Origin of the sequence: Stenotrophomonas sp. MH181796 (assembly GCF_009659995.1) — a bacterium.
GTDB lineage: Bacteria > Pseudomonadota > Gammaproteobacteria > Xanthomonadales > Xanthomonadaceae > Stenotrophomonas > Stenotrophomonas riyadhensis.
The window spans coordinates 344,196-360,215 of the sequence record NZ_RAHU01000006.1 but is presented as its reverse complement, the minus strand read 5'-3'; the positions used below and the strand labels follow the sequence as shown (position 1 = coordinate 360,215).

16 protein-coding genes and 1 pseudogene are annotated in these 16,020 nt (G+C 67.1%); 7 read left to right on the top strand and 10 right to left on the bottom strand.

Features of this window, described 5'->3' with window-relative positions; all coding sequences use genetic code 11:
* Positions 1-68: 68 nt before the first annotated feature.
* The 7 genes and pseudogenes from lptD to D5301_RS16755 all read left to right on the top strand — a co-directional run bounded on the left by lptD (position 69) and on the right by D5301_RS16755 (position 7,776).
* The gene (lptD, locus tag D5301_RS16785; RefSeq protein WP_324187341.1) at positions 69-2,570 is read left to right on the top strand and encodes an LPS-assembly protein LptD; all 2,502 of its coding nucleotides are present in this window, start codon (positions 69-71) and stop codon (positions 2,568-2,570) included.
* Positions 2,567-3,895 (top strand): annotated as a pseudogene (locus tag D5301_RS16780) (peptidylprolyl isomerase); the annotation flags it as partial. The gene lptD and the pseudogene D5301_RS16780, both read left to right, overlap by 4 nt.
* Positions 3,896-3,913: 18 nt before the next feature.
* A complete protein-coding gene (pdxA, locus tag D5301_RS16775) occupies positions 3,914-4,894 on the top strand; it encodes a 4-hydroxythreonine-4-phosphate dehydrogenase PdxA (protein WP_049398141.1) in 981 nt (326 codons plus the stop codon).
* A complete protein-coding gene (gene rsmA / locus D5301_RS16770; RefSeq protein ID WP_049398140.1) occupies positions 4,891-5,694 on the top strand; it encodes a 16S rRNA (adenine(1518)-N(6)/adenine(1519)-N(6))-dimethyltransferase RsmA in 804 nt (267 codons plus the stop codon). Before pdxA ends, rsmA begins: the two co-directional genes overlap by 4 nt.
* A gap of 13 nt (positions 5,695-5,707) precedes the next feature.
* The gene (gene apaG, locus D5301_RS16765; RefSeq protein WP_005412297.1) at positions 5,708-6,091 is read left to right on the top strand and encodes a Co2+/Mg2+ efflux protein ApaG; all 384 of its coding nucleotides are present in this window, start codon (positions 5,708-5,710) and stop codon (positions 6,089-6,091) included.
* Positions 6,092-6,106: 15 nt separating this feature from the next.
* The gene (locus D5301_RS16760) at positions 6,107-7,132 is read left to right on the top strand and encodes a symmetrical bis(5'-nucleosyl)-tetraphosphatase (protein ID WP_121504905.1); all 1,026 of its coding nucleotides are present in this window, start codon (positions 6,107-6,109) and stop codon (positions 7,130-7,132) included.
* A complete protein-coding gene (locus D5301_RS16755; RefSeq protein ID WP_153856327.1) occupies positions 7,129-7,776 on the top strand; it encodes a DUF1287 domain-containing protein in 648 nt (215 codons plus the stop codon). Before D5301_RS16760 ends, D5301_RS16755 begins: the two co-directional genes overlap by 4 nt.
* Positions 7,777-7,865: 89 nt before the next feature.
* Here the strand turns inward: D5301_RS16755 and D5301_RS16750 are convergent, their stop codons facing one another.
* The 10 genes from D5301_RS16750 to D5301_RS16705 all read right to left on the bottom strand — a co-directional run bounded on the left by D5301_RS16750 (position 7,866) and on the right by D5301_RS16705 (position 15,833).
* Positions 7,866-8,357 carry a dihydrofolate reductase gene (locus D5301_RS16750; RefSeq protein ID WP_153856326.1) on the bottom strand — a complete coding sequence of 164 codons (492 nt, stop codon included), beginning with the start codon at positions 8,355-8,357 and terminating at the stop codon, positions 7,866-7,868.
* Between the two features lie 13 nt (positions 8,358-8,370).
* Positions 8,371-8,922 (bottom strand): hypothetical protein, encoded by a 552-nt coding sequence (locus tag D5301_RS16745; protein ID WP_032129921.1) that lies wholly within the window; start codon positions 8,920-8,922, stop codon positions 8,371-8,373.
* 8 nt (positions 8,923-8,930) lie between these two features.
* The gene (locus D5301_RS16740; protein WP_153856325.1) at positions 8,931-9,725 is read right to left on the bottom strand and encodes a thymidylate synthase; all 795 of its coding nucleotides are present in this window, start codon (positions 9,723-9,725) and stop codon (positions 8,931-8,933) included.
* Positions 9,722-10,609, bottom strand: a complete 888-nt coding sequence (lgt, locus tag D5301_RS16735) for a prolipoprotein diacylglyceryl transferase (RefSeq protein WP_153856324.1) — start codon at positions 10,607-10,609, stop codon at positions 9,722-9,724. Before lgt ends, D5301_RS16740 begins: the two co-directional genes overlap by 4 nt.
* 51 nt (positions 10,610-10,660) lie before the next feature.
* Positions 10,661-11,155, bottom strand: a complete 495-nt coding sequence (locus tag D5301_RS16730; RefSeq protein WP_153856323.1) for a TPM domain-containing protein — start codon at positions 11,153-11,155, stop codon at positions 10,661-10,663.
* The gene (locus tag D5301_RS16725; RefSeq protein ID WP_110711080.1) at positions 11,155-12,039 is read right to left on the bottom strand and encodes a TPM domain-containing protein; all 885 of its coding nucleotides are present in this window, start codon (positions 12,037-12,039) and stop codon (positions 11,155-11,157) included. The genes D5301_RS16730 and D5301_RS16725 overlap by 1 nt, the downstream gene beginning before the upstream one ends.
* Positions 12,040-12,042: 3 nt before the next feature.
* Positions 12,043-12,663: a LemA family protein gene (locus D5301_RS16720; RefSeq protein ID WP_032130538.1), complete on the bottom strand. Its 621-nt coding sequence runs from the start codon at positions 12,661-12,663 to the stop codon at positions 12,043-12,045.
* A gap of 566 nt (positions 12,664-13,229) precedes the next feature.
* A complete protein-coding gene (locus tag D5301_RS16715; RefSeq protein WP_153856322.1) occupies positions 13,230-14,390 on the bottom strand; it encodes an MFS transporter in 1,161 nt (386 codons plus the stop codon).
* Positions 14,391-14,655: 265 nt separating this feature from the next.
* On the bottom strand, positions 14,656-15,405 hold the full coding sequence (locus tag D5301_RS16710) for a TerC family protein (RefSeq protein WP_153856321.1): 750 nt from the start codon (positions 15,403-15,405) through the stop codon (positions 14,656-14,658).
* A 32-nt stretch (positions 15,406-15,437) separates the two neighbouring features.
* Complete coding sequence (locus D5301_RS16705) at positions 15,438-15,833, bottom strand: diacylglycerol kinase (RefSeq protein ID WP_049435654.1); 396 nt, start codon at positions 15,831-15,833, stop codon at positions 15,438-15,440.
* Positions 15,834-16,020 lie beyond the last annotated feature (187 nt).

Sequence of the window (16,020 nt, the reverse complement as noted above, 5' to 3'; positions counted from 1 at the left end):
CGCCCTTCATTGCCCCTATGCAAGGGATGGGGCAAGCTACCGTCCGTTTTCGCCCGAATCCGAACCGCGTGCGCCGAGCCCTCCGCCTGCTTCCCCTGCCTCTGAGCATCGCCATCAGCCTGCCGGCGATGGCCGATGAAAAGCCGCTCAACTGGGGCCTGTGCCCGGCCACCGACGTCATTCCCGCGTTCACCGACGCCCCCCCCCCGGTTCCCGGCCAGGACAAGGCCAGCGCCGCCGCCGCGCGCGAGAACCAGCCGACCGACATCGAGGGTGACCAGCTGCTGGGCACCACCACGGTGCCGCAGTACGAGGGCAACGTGGCACTGCGCCGCGGCGACCAGTTCGTCGGCACCGACAAGCTCAGCTTCGATACCGAGACCGGCAACTACATCGCCGACGGCAACGTCCGCTACCAGGACGGGTCGATCCGGATGATCGCCAAGCGCGCCGAGGGCAACCAGGAAAGCGACACCCACAAGATCTCCGACATCAAGTACCAGCTGGTGTCGCGCCGGGGCAACGGCGATGCCGAATCGGTCGACCTGCAGGGCGCGGTCGGCCAGATGCACCGCTCCACCTACACCACCTGCGACCCGTCGCAGCCGGTGTGGAAGCTGTCGGCGCCGCAGATCGAAGTGGACAACGACGAAGGCTTCGGTACGGCCCGCAACGCCGTGCTGCGCATCGGCAAGGTGCCGGTGCTGTGGGCGCCGTACTTCAAGTTCCCGATCGATGATCGCCGCAAGACCGGCCTGCTGTTCCCGCAGCTGGGCATGTCCGGCCGCAACGGCGTCGACTACGCGCAGCCGATCTACTTCAATCTGGCGCCGAACTACGACGATACGCTGACCCCGCGCTACATGAGCCGGCGCGGCCTGCTGCTCGACAACGAGTTCCGCTACCTCTACAACGGCGGCCGTGGCGAGGTGCTGACATCGTTCATGCCCAACGACCGCCTGCGCGACCGCGACCGCGGCCGCGTGATGTTTTCCGGTTACCACAACGTGGACGACCACTGGCAGGCCCGCGCCAACCTGGCCTGGGTCAGCGACGAGCGTTATGTCGAGGACTTCGCCAACCGCCTGGTCGGTGTGACCGCGTCCAACCTGCAGAGCACCATCGGCCTGTACGGTACCGGCAAGAACTGGACGGCCGGGATCATGGCCGACCGCTGGCAGCTGACCGACTACACGCTCAACGAGAGCGCGCTGCCCTACAACCGCCAGCCGCGCCTGTACTTCAACTGGGACAAGCCGGTCCTGCCGTGGCTGGAAACTGGCATCTACGCCGAGGCCGTGCGCTTCACCCACGACGACATCAACTTCAAGTACGGCACCGACGCCGGTGAGGATCTGCAGTACACGCGCAACGGTGATCGGAAGACGAAGGGCCTGAATGTCAGCGGTGGCTCGCGCCTGGACCTGAAGCCCTACGTGTCGTTCCCGATCAGCGGCGCGGCCTGGTACATCACCCCGACCCTGGCCTACCGCTATACGGCCTACCAGCTGGATCGCGGCCTGGTCGACGGGGTGGACGGCATCCAGGCCCAGATCCTGCGCTCGCAGGGCATCGACCCGACCACGGCCACGCCGGAACAGCTGCGCGGCAACACGTCGCCCAGCCGCAGCCTGCCGATCGGCAGCATCGACGCCGGCCTGTTCTTCGACCGCGAGACCAGCATCCGCGGCAAGTCCTTCCTGCAGACGCTGGAACCGCGCCTGTTCTACCTGCGCACGCCCTACCGCAACCAGGATGAGCTGCCGATCTTCGATACCCGTGACTTCACCTTCAGCTGGGGCCAGCTGTTCCGCGATTCGCGCTACACCGGCGCCGACCGCCAGAACGATGCCAACCAGCTGACCCTGGCACTGAGTACCCGCTTCATCGACCAGACCACCGGCAAGGAGCGCTTCTCGGCCTCGATCGGCCAGATCCAGTACTTCGACGAATCGCGGGTGAGCACCACGCCGGGCGGCGCGCCGGTGGAGAAGGGCAAGTCGGCATGGATCGCCGACGGCAACTACATGATCAACGACCGCTGGACCCTGGGCGCCACCTACCAGTGGGACCCGAAGTACAAGCGCGAGGATCTGGCCAGCGTCCGCGCCCGTTATCTGATGCCCAACGATGGCGTGATCAACCTCAGCTACCGCTACCGCATCAATGCCGGCGCCCCGGCAACCGCCAACAAGCATGACCGGACCCTGCTGGAGCAGGCCGACCTGTCGTTCCTGTACCCGCTGAATGCGCGCTGGAGCCTGGTGGGCCGGTATTACTACTCGCTGCAGGACAAGGAACCGCTGGAGATCATCGCCGGCGTGCAGTGGGACAGCTGCTGCCTGGCCGTGCGTGCAGTGGCCCGCCGCTACGTGCGCAACCGCGAAGGCGAGATGAACAACTCCATCCAGCTGGAGTTCGTCCTCAAGGGCCTGAGCTCCATCGGCCAGGACACGGACCGCACCTTGCGCCGTGCTATCCTCGGCTACAACCGCGACGACCTCTATCTCGTGCCGCCCAGCAACACCGGGGCGACCCGGGATGACTACGATCCGAATCTGATCCCATGACCAAGCGCTTCCCCGTTCTACTCGCCTCGCTGCTGGCGGTGTCCAGCGTGTCCGCCCCCCTGCAGGTGCTTGCCCAGGAGGCGCAGCCGCTTGACCGCATCGCCGCCGTCGTCGATGAGGACGTGATCCTGCAGAGCGAGCTCCAGCGTGCGATCGCCAACATCAAGGCGCAGTACGTCGGCCGTGAAAACCAGCTGCCGCCGGAAGACGTGCTCAGCCGCCAGGTGCTCGAGCGCCTGGTGCTGGTCAAGCTGCAGGTCGCCCGTGCCCAGGGCAGCGGCATCCGCATCGGCGACCAGGAGCTGAACCAGGCGATGAATGCCATCGCCCAGCAGAACGGTTCGACCCTGGATGCCCTGCGCCAGCGCCTGGCCCATGACGGTATCGACTTCAATGATTTCCGCGCATCGGTGCGCGACGAAATCACCGTGCAGCGCCTGCGCCAGAGCTTCGCGCAGAGCCGCATCAGCGTCAGCGAGGGCGAAGTCGATGCCGCGCTGAAGCAGCAGGCCACGGTCGGTAACCAGTACCACCTGGCGCACATCCTGATCGCCCTGCCCGACGGTGCCAACGCCGACCAGATCGCCACCGGCCAGAAGAAGGCCGACGGCGTGAAGGGCCTGCTGGACAAGGGCGAGCTGGACTTCAATGCCGCCGCCGTGCGCTATTCGGACAGCCCCAACGCGCTGGAAGGCGGCGACCTCGGCTGGCGCAGCCTGGATGAAATCCCCCAGGCCTTCGCACAGCTGATGGAAAAGATGAAGCCCGGCGAAGTGGTCGGCCCGATCCGCGGCCCCAGCGGCTTCCAGCTGCTGAAGCTGGTGGACGTGCGTGATGCCAGCGCTGCAGCCAGTGGCAACACCATCACCGAGTACCACGGCCGCCATATCCTGGTGCGTGTGGATGACCACCAGACCGACGCCGCCGCCAAGGCCAAGATCGACACGCTGCGCGCCCGCATTGCCGGCGGCGCAGACTTCGAGACCGTGGCCAAGGAGTCCTCCGAGGACAACAACAGCCGAGGCCAGGGTGGCGATCTGGGCTGGTTCCCGGCCGACGCGTTCGGTCCGGCGTTCGGCCAGCAGGTGTCCGGCATCCAGGACGGCGGCGTCAGCCAGCCGTTCCGCACCGATGCCGGCTGGCACATCGTGCAGCGCGTGGGCACCCGCCAGACCGACGTGACCACTGACAACCAGCGTGCCCAGGTCCGCGAGACCATCGGCCGCCGCAAGCTGGAAGACGAGTACAACCGCTTCCTGCAGGAACTGCGTGGCGAAGCCTACGTCAGCTTCCGCAGCGGCGACCGCGCGGAAAACACCGCCACGCCGCCGCAGTCCTGACCGATGCGCCCCGAGCTCGCTCTGGTACCGGGCGAGCCCGCCGGGATCGGCCCGGAGCTGTGTGTCCGCCTCGTCCAGCAGCCGCGTGAAGATTGCCGGCTGCTGGCCTTCGCCGACCCGGATACCCTGCGCGCGGCCGCGGCCGCGCTGAACCTGCCCCTGCAGCTGTTGCCCGAGGACGCCGAAGCACGCGTCCCCGGCGATCTGCGTGTGCGCGTGGTGGCCAATACCGTGCCCAGCCACTTCGGCCAGGCCAATCCGGCCAATGCCGGCGCCGTCATCGGCGCCCTGCTCGGTGCCGGCCAGGCCTGCCTGTCCGGCGAACTGCACGGCGTAGTCACCGGCCCGGTGCACAAGGCGGTCATCAACGAAGGCGGCATCGCCTACAGCGGCACCACCGAACTGCTGGCCGACCAGGCCGGGGTGAAGGTGGTGATGATGCTGGCCAACCACATCGTGCGCGTGGCCCTGGCCACCACCCACCTGCCACTGCGCGAGGTGGCCGACGCGATCACCGCGCCCGGCCTGGAACACACCCTGCGCACCGTGCACGCCGCGCTGCGCCGCGAATTCGGCCTGCCCGCGCCACGCATCGCCGTGCTCGGCCTGAACCCGCATGCCGGTGAAGACGGTCATCTGGGCCGCGAGGAACTGGACCTGGTCATCCCGCTGCTGCAGCGCCTGCGCGCGGAGGGCATGGACCTGATCGGGCCGCTGCCGGCCGATACCGCCTTCCTGCCGGCCAAGCTGGCAGGCTTCGACACCGTGCTGGCGATGTACCACGACCAGGGCCTGCCGGTGCTGAAGTATTCGGGCTTCGAGCAGGCGGTGAACCTGACCCTGGGCCTGCCCTACCCGCGCGTGGCGGTGGACCATGGCACCGCGCTGGACCTTGCCGGCCGCGGCATTGCCGATCCTTCCAGCCTGCAGGCGGCAACGACGTTGTGTGCGCAGCTTGCGCGGCAACGTACACTGAGCGCATGAATTCCCCGCATTCCCCCTCCGGCCCGGTGTTCACCGCCCCGGCCAAGAAGCAGCTTGGCCAGCATTTCCTGGCCGACCGCCACTACATCGACAAGATCGTGATGGCGGTCAACCCGAAAGACGGTGACCGCCTGGTCGAGATCGGCCCCGGCCAGGGCGCGATCACCCTGCCGCTGCTGCGCGTGCATCCGAAACTGACGGTGATCGAGTTCGACCGCGACCTGATCGCGCCGCTGACCGCCGCCGCCGAGCCGCTGGGCGAGCTGACCATCGTCCACCGCGACGTGCTGCGCGTGGACTTCACCGAGCTGGCTGCCGGCCAGCCGATCCGCCTGGTCGGCAACCTGCCCTACAACATCTCCTCGCCGATCCTGTTCCATGCACTGGAACATGCGGCGGTGATCCGCGACATGCACTTCATGCTGCAGAAGGAAGTGGTCGACCGCATGGCCGCCGGCCCCGGCAGCAAGGTGTACGGCCGGCTCAGCGTGATGCTGCAGGCCTACTGCCAGGTGACCTCGCTGTTCGTGGTGCCGCCGGGCGCGTTCCGGCCGCCGCCGAAGGTCGATTCGGCCGTGGTGCGGCTGGTGCCGCGTGACCCGGCCACGATCAACATCCACGACCACAAGCGTTTCGCCGAGGTGGTCAAGGCCGCCTTCGGGCAGCGCCGCAAGACCCTGCGCAACGCCCTGAACAACGTGGTGTCCGCCGAACAGTTCGTTGCCGCCGGCGTGCGTCCCGATGCCCGCGCCGAACAGCTGGACGTGGCCGAATTCATCGCTTTGGCCAATGCCTCCTGATTACACTGCCGGTATGGAAGACGCTGACGTTTATGCCATCTCCGTCGAAGTCGCTCCGCGCTTCCTCGACGATCAATCCGCGCCGGAAGACGGGCGCTATGCGTTCGCCTACACGATCCGCATCCACAACCAGGGGCGTGTTGCCGCGCGCCTGGTCGCACGCCACTGGCGCATCACCGATGCCAACGGCCGCGTCGAGCATGTCGATGGTGACGGGGTGATCGGCGAGCAGCCGCGCCTGCGTCCCGGTGAAGACTTCCATTACACGTCCGGTGTCATGCTGGGGACCGATCACGGGACCATGCAGGGCCACTACGACATGGTCGCCGACGACGGCACCGAATTTGCCGCGCCGGTCGCACCTTTCGTGCTGGCCATCCCGCGTACCCTGCACTGACACGGAGGCCGAACGATGAGTGTGTGGGCGATCGGCGACCTGCAGGGCTGCTATGACGTCACCCAGCGACTGCTGGAGAAGATCCGCTTCGACCCGGCGCAGGACACCCTGTGGTTCTGCGGCGATCTGGTCAACCGCGGTGGCCAGTCACTGGAAACGCTGCGGCTGGTGCACTCGCTGCGCGAGCACAGCGTGGTGGTGCTGGGCAACCACGATCTTTCGCTGCTGGCCGTGGGTGCACGCACTGAAGAGGAACAGCGCAAGGTCAACCCGGACCTGCTGCGCATCGTGCAGGCCGAGGACCGCGACGAACTGCTGGACTGGCTCCGCCTGCAGAAGCTGGTGCACGTGGACCGTGAGCTGGGCTGGATGATGGTGCATGCCGGCCTGGCGCCGAAGTGGACCACGCAGATGGCCGAGAAGCATGCCGCCGAAGTCGAGGTGCAGCTGCACGGCGCCGGCTACCGCAAGCTGTTCCGCAACATGTACGGCGACAAGCCGAGCTGGGCACCGAACCTGTCCGGCTACGACCGCTCGCGCGCGATCATCAACGTGCTCACCCGCATGCGCTACTGCACCCCGCGCGGGCGTATCGGCATCGAGGACAAGGGCACGCCGGGCACGCAGGAACAGGGGCTGTATCCCTGGTTCGAAGTGCCGGGCCGGGTCGAGCGTGACCTCAAGGTCGTCTGCGGCCACTGGTCGGCGCTGGGCCTGACCATCACCCAGGGCGTGCACGCCATCGACACCGGCGCGGTCTGGGGCGGCAAGCTGACCGCGATCCAGCTCGATACCGATGAACTGCGCGTGGTGCAGGTGCCAGGCCGCGATGTACCGGCACCCGTGCCCAACGCCCGCCCGCCAGCGCGCCCGGCGCACGAGCGCCCGGCTGCACCGGCGCAGGGCAAGGAACAGGGCGGCGGCAATGCTCCGGCCGCCAACCCGGGCAACCGCGGCCCGCGCCGTCGTCGTCGCCGTGGTGGCGGTGGTGGTGGTGGCTCCGGCGGTCCCAACAACAACAGCACCCCGCCGCAGGCATGACGCGGCACGGCTGGGCACCATGGACGGTGCTGCTGCTGACGCTGGCCCTGGCCAGCGGCTGCCAACCCGGCTCGCCGACTGCTCCCACGGCTGCGGACAGCGCTGAACGCACACCGACGCCACCACAGGCGCCTTCGCCGCCACTGGTGGCAGCAGCGCGCGCGCAGATCGGCGTCACCACCCGCTACGATCCTGCTTACCAGGTGCTGGCCTATCCCGGCGGCGACGTGCCACTGGATCGCGGCGTGTGCACCGACGTGGTGGTGCGCGCCCTGCGCGAACTGGGACTGGACCTGCAGGCGCGCGTGCACGAGGACATGCGCGGCAACTTCAGTGCCTATCCGGCGATCTGGGGCCTGTCACGGCCGGACCGCAACATCGATCATCGGCGCGTACCGAACCTGATGCGCTGGTTCGAGCGGCAGGGCTGGCAGCAGCCAATCACCGCTTCCGCTGCCGACTACGCGGCGGGCGACATCGTTGCCTGGAAGCTCAACGGCAACGGCCTGCTGCATGTCGGCATCGTGTCCGACCGCCGCCGGGCCGACGGCACCCCGTTGATCCTGCACAACATCGCGCGCGGCACCCGCGAAGAGAACTTGCTGTTCCAGCACGCGATCATCGGCCATTACCGGATGCCGTAGGCAATCCTGTAGAGCCGAACCATGCTCGGCTATGGGATGTGTCCGCGGAAAGCAGCCGAGCATGGCTCGGCTCTACAGGTGCATTGCGATCAGCGGCGCACGTAGTGCACGAAGCGGAACGCGTAGGCGTGGCGTTCGTCGGCCGGATGCGGCTCGCTGCTCACTTCCTGCCAGTCCTGCGCATCCACTTCGGGGAAATGCGTATCGGCGGGCACTTCGGCGTCGACCCAGGTCAGGTACAGGTCACTGGCCTGGTCGAGCAGCTGGTGGAAGATCTCGCCGCCGCCGATGATGCACAGCTCGCTGGCGCCCTCGCCTTCGGCAATCAACTTCGCTTCGTCCAGCGACGCCACCGCACGCATGCCCTCGAATGGCACCTGGCCGCTGCGGGTCAGCACCAGATTGGTCCGCCCCGGCAGCACGCGGCCGATCGACTCGGCGGTCTTGCGCCCCATCAGGATCGGCTTGCCCAGGGTGAGCGCCTTGAAATGCTTGAAATCATCCGGCAGGTGCCAGGGCATGGCATTGCCCTGGCCGATGCCACGGTTGCGGTCCAGCGCCACGATCATCGACAGCTTCATTGCTACCACCTCCTCAGCTGGCGTCGATCTGCAGGCGTTCGCAGGCAGCGTTTGCGGCACTGGCGGCCTGCAACGCCGCAGCCAGCGCAGGGCTGGACGTGGTCTGCTCATCCAGGCCAGCGAGGATCTTCTGCTTCTGCGCCTCTTCGATCTCCTTCAGGCCCGGTCCCGACAGGATCTCTGCCGACAGCGCAGCGATATCGTCGCTGGCGCCGCGCGCCAGGAACGCTTTCAGCTGGTCGTTGGAATAGACGGTGGCCAGACCCTGTTCAAGCTCACGCTGATACGCCGGGTTCTCGACGCCCGCCTTCAGGTGCTCGGTCATCGCCGTGTACATGCCGGTTACCGCCTCACGCATCTGCGCCCGGCAGCCTTCCGGAACATCCTGGGGCAGCATCGTGCTGCCGTTGAATGCCCCGGCGAACGCCTGCACTTCCTCGCGCATGTGCTTGTGCACGATCTGCTCATTGACCTGCCTGGCCAGCGACAGTGTATCCGCCGCTGCGGCCTGGGCCATGCCCAGAGGCAGCGCAGCGCACAGCGCCAACAGGCACCGGGACAGCATGCGCGCGCTCATACCGCCACCGGCGCCTTGATCGCCGGATGCGGATCGTAGCCGTCGATGCGGATGTCGTCGAACTGGAAGCCGAACAGGTCGGTCACCTCCGGGTTCAACCACAGCGTCGGCAGCGCGCGCGGTTCACGCGACAGCTGCTCGCGGGCCTGCTCGAAGTGGTTCGAATACAGGTGCGCATCGCCAAGCGTGTGCACGAAGTCACCCACGCCCAGGCCGGTGGCCTGCGCCACCATGTGGGTCAGCAACGCGTAGCTGGCAATGTTGAACGGCACGCCGAGGAAGATGTCGCCGCTGCGCTGGTAGAGCTGGCAGCTGAGCTTGCCATCCACCACGTAGAACTGGAACAGGTTGTGGCACGGCATCAGCGCCATCTGCGAGAGCTCGCCCACGTTCCAGGCGCTGACCACCAGCCGGCGCGAGTCGGGGTTGCGCTTGATCTCGTCCACCAGCCACTGCATCTGGTCGATCTCGCGGCCGTCGGCGGTGGCCCAGCTGCGCCACTGCTTGCCGTAGACCGGGCCGAGGTCGCCATTCTCGTCGGCCCACTCGTCCCAGATCCGCACCTGGTTGTCCTTCAGGTAGCCGATGTTGGTGTCGCCCTTCAGGAACCACAGCAGCTCGTGGATGATCGAGCGCAGGTGCAGCTTCTTGGTGGTGACCAGCGGGAAGCCTTCGTTGAGGTCGAAGCGCATCTGCCAGCCGAACACGCTGCGGGTGCCGGTACCGGTGCGATCGCTCTTCTCCGCACCGTGTTCCAGCACGTGCGAGAGCAGGTCCAGGTAGGGCTTCATGCCTTGCCCTCGGCAGCCACCGACAGCTGCGGCTGCAGTACCGGCGCACGGCGCGACATCACCAGCAGCACCAGGCCGAAGGCGATCAGCGGCAGGCTGAGGATCTGGCCCTTGGTCAGCCAGCCGAAGGCGATGTAGACGCCGTTGTCGGGCATGCGCACGAACTCGAGGCCGAAACGGAAGATCCCGTACATCAGTGCGAACAGGCCCGACACCACATAGCGGTGACGCGGCTTGGCCGAGACCCACCACAGCACGGTGAACATCACCAGGCCTTCCAGCGCCGCTTCATACAACTGCGAAGGGTGGCGCGCGTACTGGTTCAGCGCACCGGTTGCAAACTGCGCCTGCAGGGTCGCGTGGTCGAGCTGGTTCAGCGGGGCCGGCAGGCCGGACGGGAACACCACGCCCCAGGTACCGTCGGTGTACTTGCCCCACAACTCGGCACCGATGAAATTGCCAACCCGACCCAAAGCCAGGCCGATCGGCACCAGTGGGGCGATGAAATCAACAGTGTCGAACAGGTGCAGACGGTTGCGGCGCGACCACCACCAGCACGCAACCACGACGCCCAGCAGGCCGCCATGGAAACTCATGCCGCCATCCCACACCTTGAACAGCAGCAGCGGGTTGTGCAGGAAATCGCCCAGCGCGTAGAACAGCATGTAGCCAATGCGCCCGCCCAGCACCACGCCGAGCATGGCGTAGAACAGCAGGTCGGAGAAGCCGTTGGCATCGACCCCCGGCAGGCGCCCGTCGGCGATGCGCTTGCGGCCCAGCAGCCAGGCCGCAGTAAAGCCGAGCAGGTACATGATGCCGTACCAATGCACCTTGATCGGCCCCAGCGAGAGGGCGATGGGGTCGATGTCGTGGAAATAGATCATGGAAGGTGCCTTGCGGTTGAACGCCTATTCTCGGGCCAGTGCGGCCCCGGCTCAACCAAGGAGCTGGGGCGTGTTGGGCAGGCCGTCATCGTCTGACCGCATCGAGGCCGGAAAGTGCCCTTCCACCAGGGTCGAGACCTCTTCGATGGCCCCACGCAGCGCCTCGACCGGGTTCGGCCCGCGCAGCCCCTCGCGCAGGTGGGTGCAGACACGCTGCCACTGCGCCGGGCTGACCCGGCCGTGCAGGCCCCGGTCGGCGACGATCTCGATCGCGTGGTCGGCCAGCAGCAGGTAGATCAGTACACCGTTGTTGTGGGTGGTATCCCAGGTGCGCAGGCGGGCGAAGGCATGCTCGGCGGCTTGGCGCGGGGTGACCCTGTGCCACAGCGCGGCCAGCGGCAGGTCCGCTTCCACCGCGAACACCACCTGCCCGCCATGACGCTGCTCACCGGCGGCGATGGCCTCGGTGATCGCCTGCAATGTGGCGGGCGGGAACGCGCGCCGTACCGACGGCGAAAACACGTGCCGACATAGACGTTGGATCATCACCAGCCCCCCGAAGCACCGCCACCACCGGAGCGGCCACCACCGCCACCCCAGCCACCACCACCAAATCCACCGCCCCCGCCGAAGCCGCCTCCGCCGCCCCAGCTGCCACCGCCCCAGCCGCCGCCACCGGCAAAGCGGCCCGGATGGCCGGAGAGCATGGCCACGATCAGCCCTACGACGCCTGCCAGGCCACTGGCCAGCAGCGTGGACGTGAACAGGAACGCCGCCAGCGCTGCACCGGCGCCGCCGAGAAGGCCTCGCAGCGGTCGCGGCACGCGCGAGAACACGCCGCGCAGGATGCTGCCGGCGAACACACCGATGAACAGCGCCAGGAACCAGGTATCGCCACCACCGCTGGGCTCACGCCCGCGATGGCCGCTGACCGGTGCCGGCAGCGTTTCGCCGTCGATCAGCTTGACCAGCACCGCGGTGGCGTCGGTGATGCCACCGGCGTAGTCGCCGCTGCGGAAGCGCGGCACCAGGTATTCCTGGATGACCCGGTTGGCGATGGCATCGGGAATGGCGCCTTCCAGACCGTAGCCCGGCTCGATGCGCACGCGCCGGTCGTCCTTGGCCACCACCAGCAGCACCCCGTCATCCACGCCCTTGCGGCCGATCTGCCACTGGTCGAAGACCCGCGTGGTGTACTGCGCGATGTCCTCCGGCTGGGTGGTCGGCACCACCAGCACCTGCAGCTGGCTTCCCTTGCGCTGCTGCAGTTCGATCGCCTGCTGCACCAGCGCCTGCTTCTGCGTGGCGTCCAGCGTGCCGGTGGTATCGACCACCGGCGAATCCAGCGCAGGAACCGGCGCCAGCTGCTGCGCATGCGAGGCCAGCGGCAGCCACAGCAGCAGGGCCAGCAGCGCAGAGGCCAGGCGCATCGATCAGGTCCCCGGCTGCGGTGCCGGCTGCTGCTGCGGCGCGTTGCCGAAATCGACCGCCGGCGCGTTGGAGATCTGCGCTTCGTTGTCCACGGTGAAGTTCGGCTTGGTCTTGTAGCCGAAGATCTTGGCGGTGATCACCTGCGGGAACGAGCGGATGTAGGTGTTGTAGTCCTGCACCTGCTGGATATAGCGGCCGCGGGCGACGGTGACCCGGTTCTCGGTACCTTCCAGCTGCGCCTGCAGGTCGCGGAAGTTCTGGTTGGACTTCAGTTCCGGATAGTTCTCGGTGACCACCAGCAGCCGCGACAGCGCGCTGCCAAGTTCGCCTTGGGCCTGCTGGAACTGCTTGAGCGAGGCTTCGTCGTCGGCGTTGACGTTGATCTGGCCGACGCGCGAACGGGCGTTGGTGACTTCGGTCAGCACGCGCTCTTCCTGGCTGGCGAAGCCCTTCACGGTCTGCACCAGGTTGGGCACGAGGTCGGCGCGGCGCTTGTACTGGTTGATGACCTCCGACCAGCTGGCCTTGACCGCTTCATCCTTCTGCTGGATGGCGTTGTAGCCGCAGCCGGAGAGCAGGGAGGCCAACAGCATCAGGGGCAGGACGCGGGTGAACAGGCGCATGGCGGAGGTTCCGGGTGGGCTTGGCGCCGAGCATGCCATGGTTCGGGTGAAAGACCGGCCATCGGGCGCCGCCCCCTCCGCGGTGGGTTGTTTGCTGGTTCTCTTGGGTTGGCCGGGAGGGTGGGTTGGCTGGGGGCGTGAGCGCCATGGATGGCGCGACCGAGCCTACATGGACGTATTCACGGCGTCCCCCAGCCAACCCACCCTCCCGGCCACGGACAATTTCCTGCGCACCGCGGGAAGATCAAAAGAAAAAATCAAAAGCAAAAGCCGGTTCTTCAGGCATTCGTGTCGACCAAGGTCGACACCTACCAGAGCGGAACGCCGTTCCGACCGATCGCGGCAATCTGTCGGAGGTGGGGCGGTGTGGGTTGGCAGGACCGTTGGCGCCATGGATGGCGCCATCGAGCCCCCATGGATGGGTTCACGGCGTGTCCTGCCAACCCACACCGCCCCGCCCAACCCTCAGAAAACCAGCGCCGGCTGTTGCGGTTGCTGTTGCTTCGGCGGTTGCCTTGGCCTTTAGCGGGTGCAGGGCTGCAAGCCCTGCCGGAAACCCTCCCCTCTCAGCAGGCTTCAGCCACCGCAGTGCGAGGACGCCCCAGCCACGCCAGCAGCAACCCCGAGGCCGCCAGCAGGCCACCGGCCACCGGAATCGCGGCGTAGCCCAGGCCCGAACTGATCACCGCACCGCCCAGCGCCGCACCCACGGCATTGCCCAGGTTGAACGCACCGACGTTGATCGACGACGCCAGGCCCGGCGCCTCGCTGGCCGCCTGCATCACCCGGATCTGCAACGGCGGCACGATCGCAAAAGTCGCGGCACCGAACAGCAGCACCCCCAGCGCCGCAGTGGCGTGGTGCATGAAGGCCAGCGGCAGTACGAACATCAGCACGGCCAGGACCGCCAGCAGGATGCGGGTGGCGCCATCCAGCGACCAGTCGGCCATGCGCCCGCCGATGCCGTTGCCGAAGGTGAAGCCGATGCCGATCAGCGCCAGCGACATCGCAATGAAGGCGTTGGACGCGCCGGTCAGCTCGGTCAGCACCGGCGCCACGTAGGTGTAGAGGGTGAACATCGCACCGGCACCGAGCACGGTGGTGGCCATCGCCAACAGCACCTGCGGCTGCAGGATCGCCTTCAGTTCGCGGCGCACGTCCGGGCGCGCATCGGGCGCGGATGCCGGCAGCGCCAGGCCCAGTGCAGTGATCGCCACCAGGCCCAGCACCGCCGTGCCGGCGAAGGACAGGCGCCAGCCCAGCTGCTGGCCGACCCAGGTCGCCAGCGGCACGCCACCAATGTTGGCGATGGTCAGGCCCATGAACATGGTGGCCACGGCGGCAGCCTGCTTTTCCTTCGGCACCAGGCTGGCGGCGACCACCGCACCGATGCCGAAGAAGGCACCGTGGTTGAGGCTGGTGACCAGGCGTGACAACAGCAGCAGGCCGTAGTTCGGCGCCAGTGCGGACAACAGGTTGCCGACCACGAAGATCGACATCAGCAGCATCAGCGCAGTGCGTTTGCCGAAGCGCCCCATCAGCAGGGTCATCACCGGTGCGCCCAGCATCACGCCCACGGCGTAGGCGGTGATCAGCATGCCGGCGGTGGGAATGCCCACGCCGACGCCGTCGGCGATGACCGGCAGCAGGCCCATCGGGGCGAATTCAGTGGTGCCAATGGCGAAAGCGCCGACGGCGAGGGCCAACAGAGCGGCTCTGGAGTTCATGGGGTCATCCTGCGTGGGGCAGGTTCTGGAAAAGAGCGCGTAGCCTGCGCGCATCGTCGCGCCGGATTAAGCCCTGCAGCGGGGAAACACTGTTGACCAGGGTTCACAAGTGGCGGCCGAACCCCTGCTCACCCTGTGGAACCGAGTCCATGCTCGGCTGACCGGCAGGAAACAGCCGAGCATGGGCTCGGCTCTATAGGGCCCCGCAACGCAGAACCCCCGGCCGGGCCGGGGGTTCTGGGTGAAACGCTTGCGTGTGATCCGCTTACCAGTTGCCGGCGCCCGGCACGTTGTGTTCGCGGGCGCGGCGGCGCATCAGCAGGTTCAGCCACTCCACCAGCACCGAGAAGCCCATCGCGGCGTAGATGTAGGGCTTGGGCACGTGCACGTCCAGGCCGTCCAGGATCAGCACCGCGCCGATCATCAGGATGAAGGCCAGGGCCAGCATTTTCACGGTCGGGTTGGCATCGATGAAACGGCCCAGCGGGTTGGCGGCCAGCAGCATCACCAGTACCGACAGCAGGATGGCGGCGACCATCACCGGAATGTGGTCGGCGATGCCGACGGCGGTGATCACCGAGTCGAGCGAGAACACGATGTCGATCACCGCGATCTGTGCGATCACATAGCCGAACACGGCCGAGGCCTTGGTGGTGCTGGGGTCTTCATCCTCGCCACCGCTGATCAGTTCCTTGATCTCCATGCAGCCCTTGATGATCAGGAACAGGCCACCGACGATCAGCACCAGGTCGCGGATGGAGATGCCCATACCAGCCACGGTGAACAGGTTGGCGGACATGTGCGCCAGATAGGCCAGCGACACCAGCAGGGCGATGCGGGTGATGCAGGCCACGGCGATGCCGAGCTTGCGCGCGAACGGGCGACGCTCTTCCGGCAGCTTGCTGACCGCGATGGAAATGAACACCAGATTGTCGATGCCGAGCACGATTTCCAGTGCGCTCAGGGTGAACAGGGTCACCCAGGCATTGGGGTCGGCGAGGAACTCAAAGGACATGGAAACTCTTCAGGGCAGTGGGGGAATGGGGATCAGCCGTAATTGCCGGCCATTGCATGCGGGACCACGACCAGCGCCCAGCACAGAAGCACGTTCATCATCAGCACGAACACTGCCGCCGAACCCATGTCCTTGGCGCGGCCGGCCAGCTCGTGGATCTCGCTGCCGTAACGTTCGATCACCGCCTCGATGGCCGAGTTGGCCAGTTCCATCGCCAGCACCAGCAGCATCGAGCCGATCAGCAGCGCGCGTTCGACCGGGGTCTGGCCCAGCCAGATCGCGACCGGGGTCAACAGGATCAGCAGGTAGACCTCCAGCCGGAACGAGGACTCATGCAGCCAGGCGGCGCGCAGGCCCTGCCAGGACCAGCGCGCGGCCTGGAAGATGCGGCGCGGGCCACGGGGCAGATGGCCGAACTGATCAGCCACGGGTGGAACATCCAGCAACAGGGGCGCGGCGCAGCGACCGCTCAGACGCACGGCAGGGAATCATGGGTGCACAGGGATAGGCAGATGGCCGCCATTTTGCCACAAGGCCGCCAGCCGCATCCCGGCACCGGCCCGGTGAATGGACTGCCAGGGGCAAGCCCCGGCCCGCCCCAGCTTCTATGATGGC

What these genes read in the sequence shown, in the direction of transcription:
- lgt (WP_153856324.1), bottom strand. Translation starts at nt 10,609, where the DNA reads ATGATCTATTTCCACGACATCGACCCCATCGCCCTCTCGCTGGGGCCG.
- rsmA (WP_049398140.1), top strand. Translation starts at nt 4,891, where the DNA reads ATGAATTCCCCGCATTCCCCCTCCGGCCCGGTGTTCACCGCCCCGGCC.
- D5301_RS16710 (WP_153856321.1), bottom strand. Translation starts at nt 15,405, where the DNA reads ATGTCCTTTGAGTTCCTCGCCGACCCCAATGCCTGGGTGACCCTGTTC.
- D5301_RS16720 (WP_032130538.1), bottom strand. Translation starts at nt 12,663, where the DNA reads ATGCGCCTGTTCACCCGCGTCCTGCCCCTGATGCTGTTGGCCTCCCTG.
- D5301_RS16730 (WP_153856323.1), bottom strand. Translation starts at nt 11,155, where the DNA reads ATGATCCAACGTCTATGTCGGCACGTGTTTTCGCCGTCGGTACGGCGC.
- D5301_RS16715 (WP_153856322.1), bottom strand. Translation starts at nt 14,390, where the DNA reads ATGAACTCCAGAGCCGCTCTGTTGGCCCTCGCCGTCGGCGCTTTCGCC.
- D5301_RS16745 (WP_032129921.1), bottom strand. Translation starts at nt 8,922, where the DNA reads ATGCTGTCCCGGTGCCTGTTGGCGCTGTGCGCTGCGCTGCCTCTGGGC.
- D5301_RS16740 (WP_153856325.1), bottom strand. Translation starts at nt 9,725, where the DNA reads ATGAAGCCCTACCTGGACCTGCTCTCGCACGTGCTGGAACACGGTGCG.
- D5301_RS16725 (WP_110711080.1), bottom strand. Translation starts at nt 12,039, where the DNA reads ATGCGCCTGGCCTCTGCGCTGCTGGCCCTGCTGCTGTGGCTGCCGCTG.
- D5301_RS16750 (WP_153856326.1), bottom strand. Translation starts at nt 8,357, where the DNA reads ATGAAGCTGTCGATGATCGTGGCGCTGGACCGCAACCGTGGCATCGGC.
- D5301_RS16755 (WP_153856327.1), top strand. Translation starts at nt 7,129, where the DNA reads ATGACGCGGCACGGCTGGGCACCATGGACGGTGCTGCTGCTGACGCTG.
- D5301_RS16760 (WP_121504905.1), top strand. Translation starts at nt 6,107, where the DNA reads ATGAGTGTGTGGGCGATCGGCGACCTGCAGGGCTGCTATGACGTCACC.
- apaG (WP_005412297.1), top strand. Translation starts at nt 5,708, where the DNA reads ATGGAAGACGCTGACGTTTATGCCATCTCCGTCGAAGTCGCTCCGCGC.
- pdxA (WP_049398141.1), top strand. Translation starts at nt 3,914, where the DNA reads ATGCGCCCCGAGCTCGCTCTGGTACCGGGCGAGCCCGCCGGGATCGGC.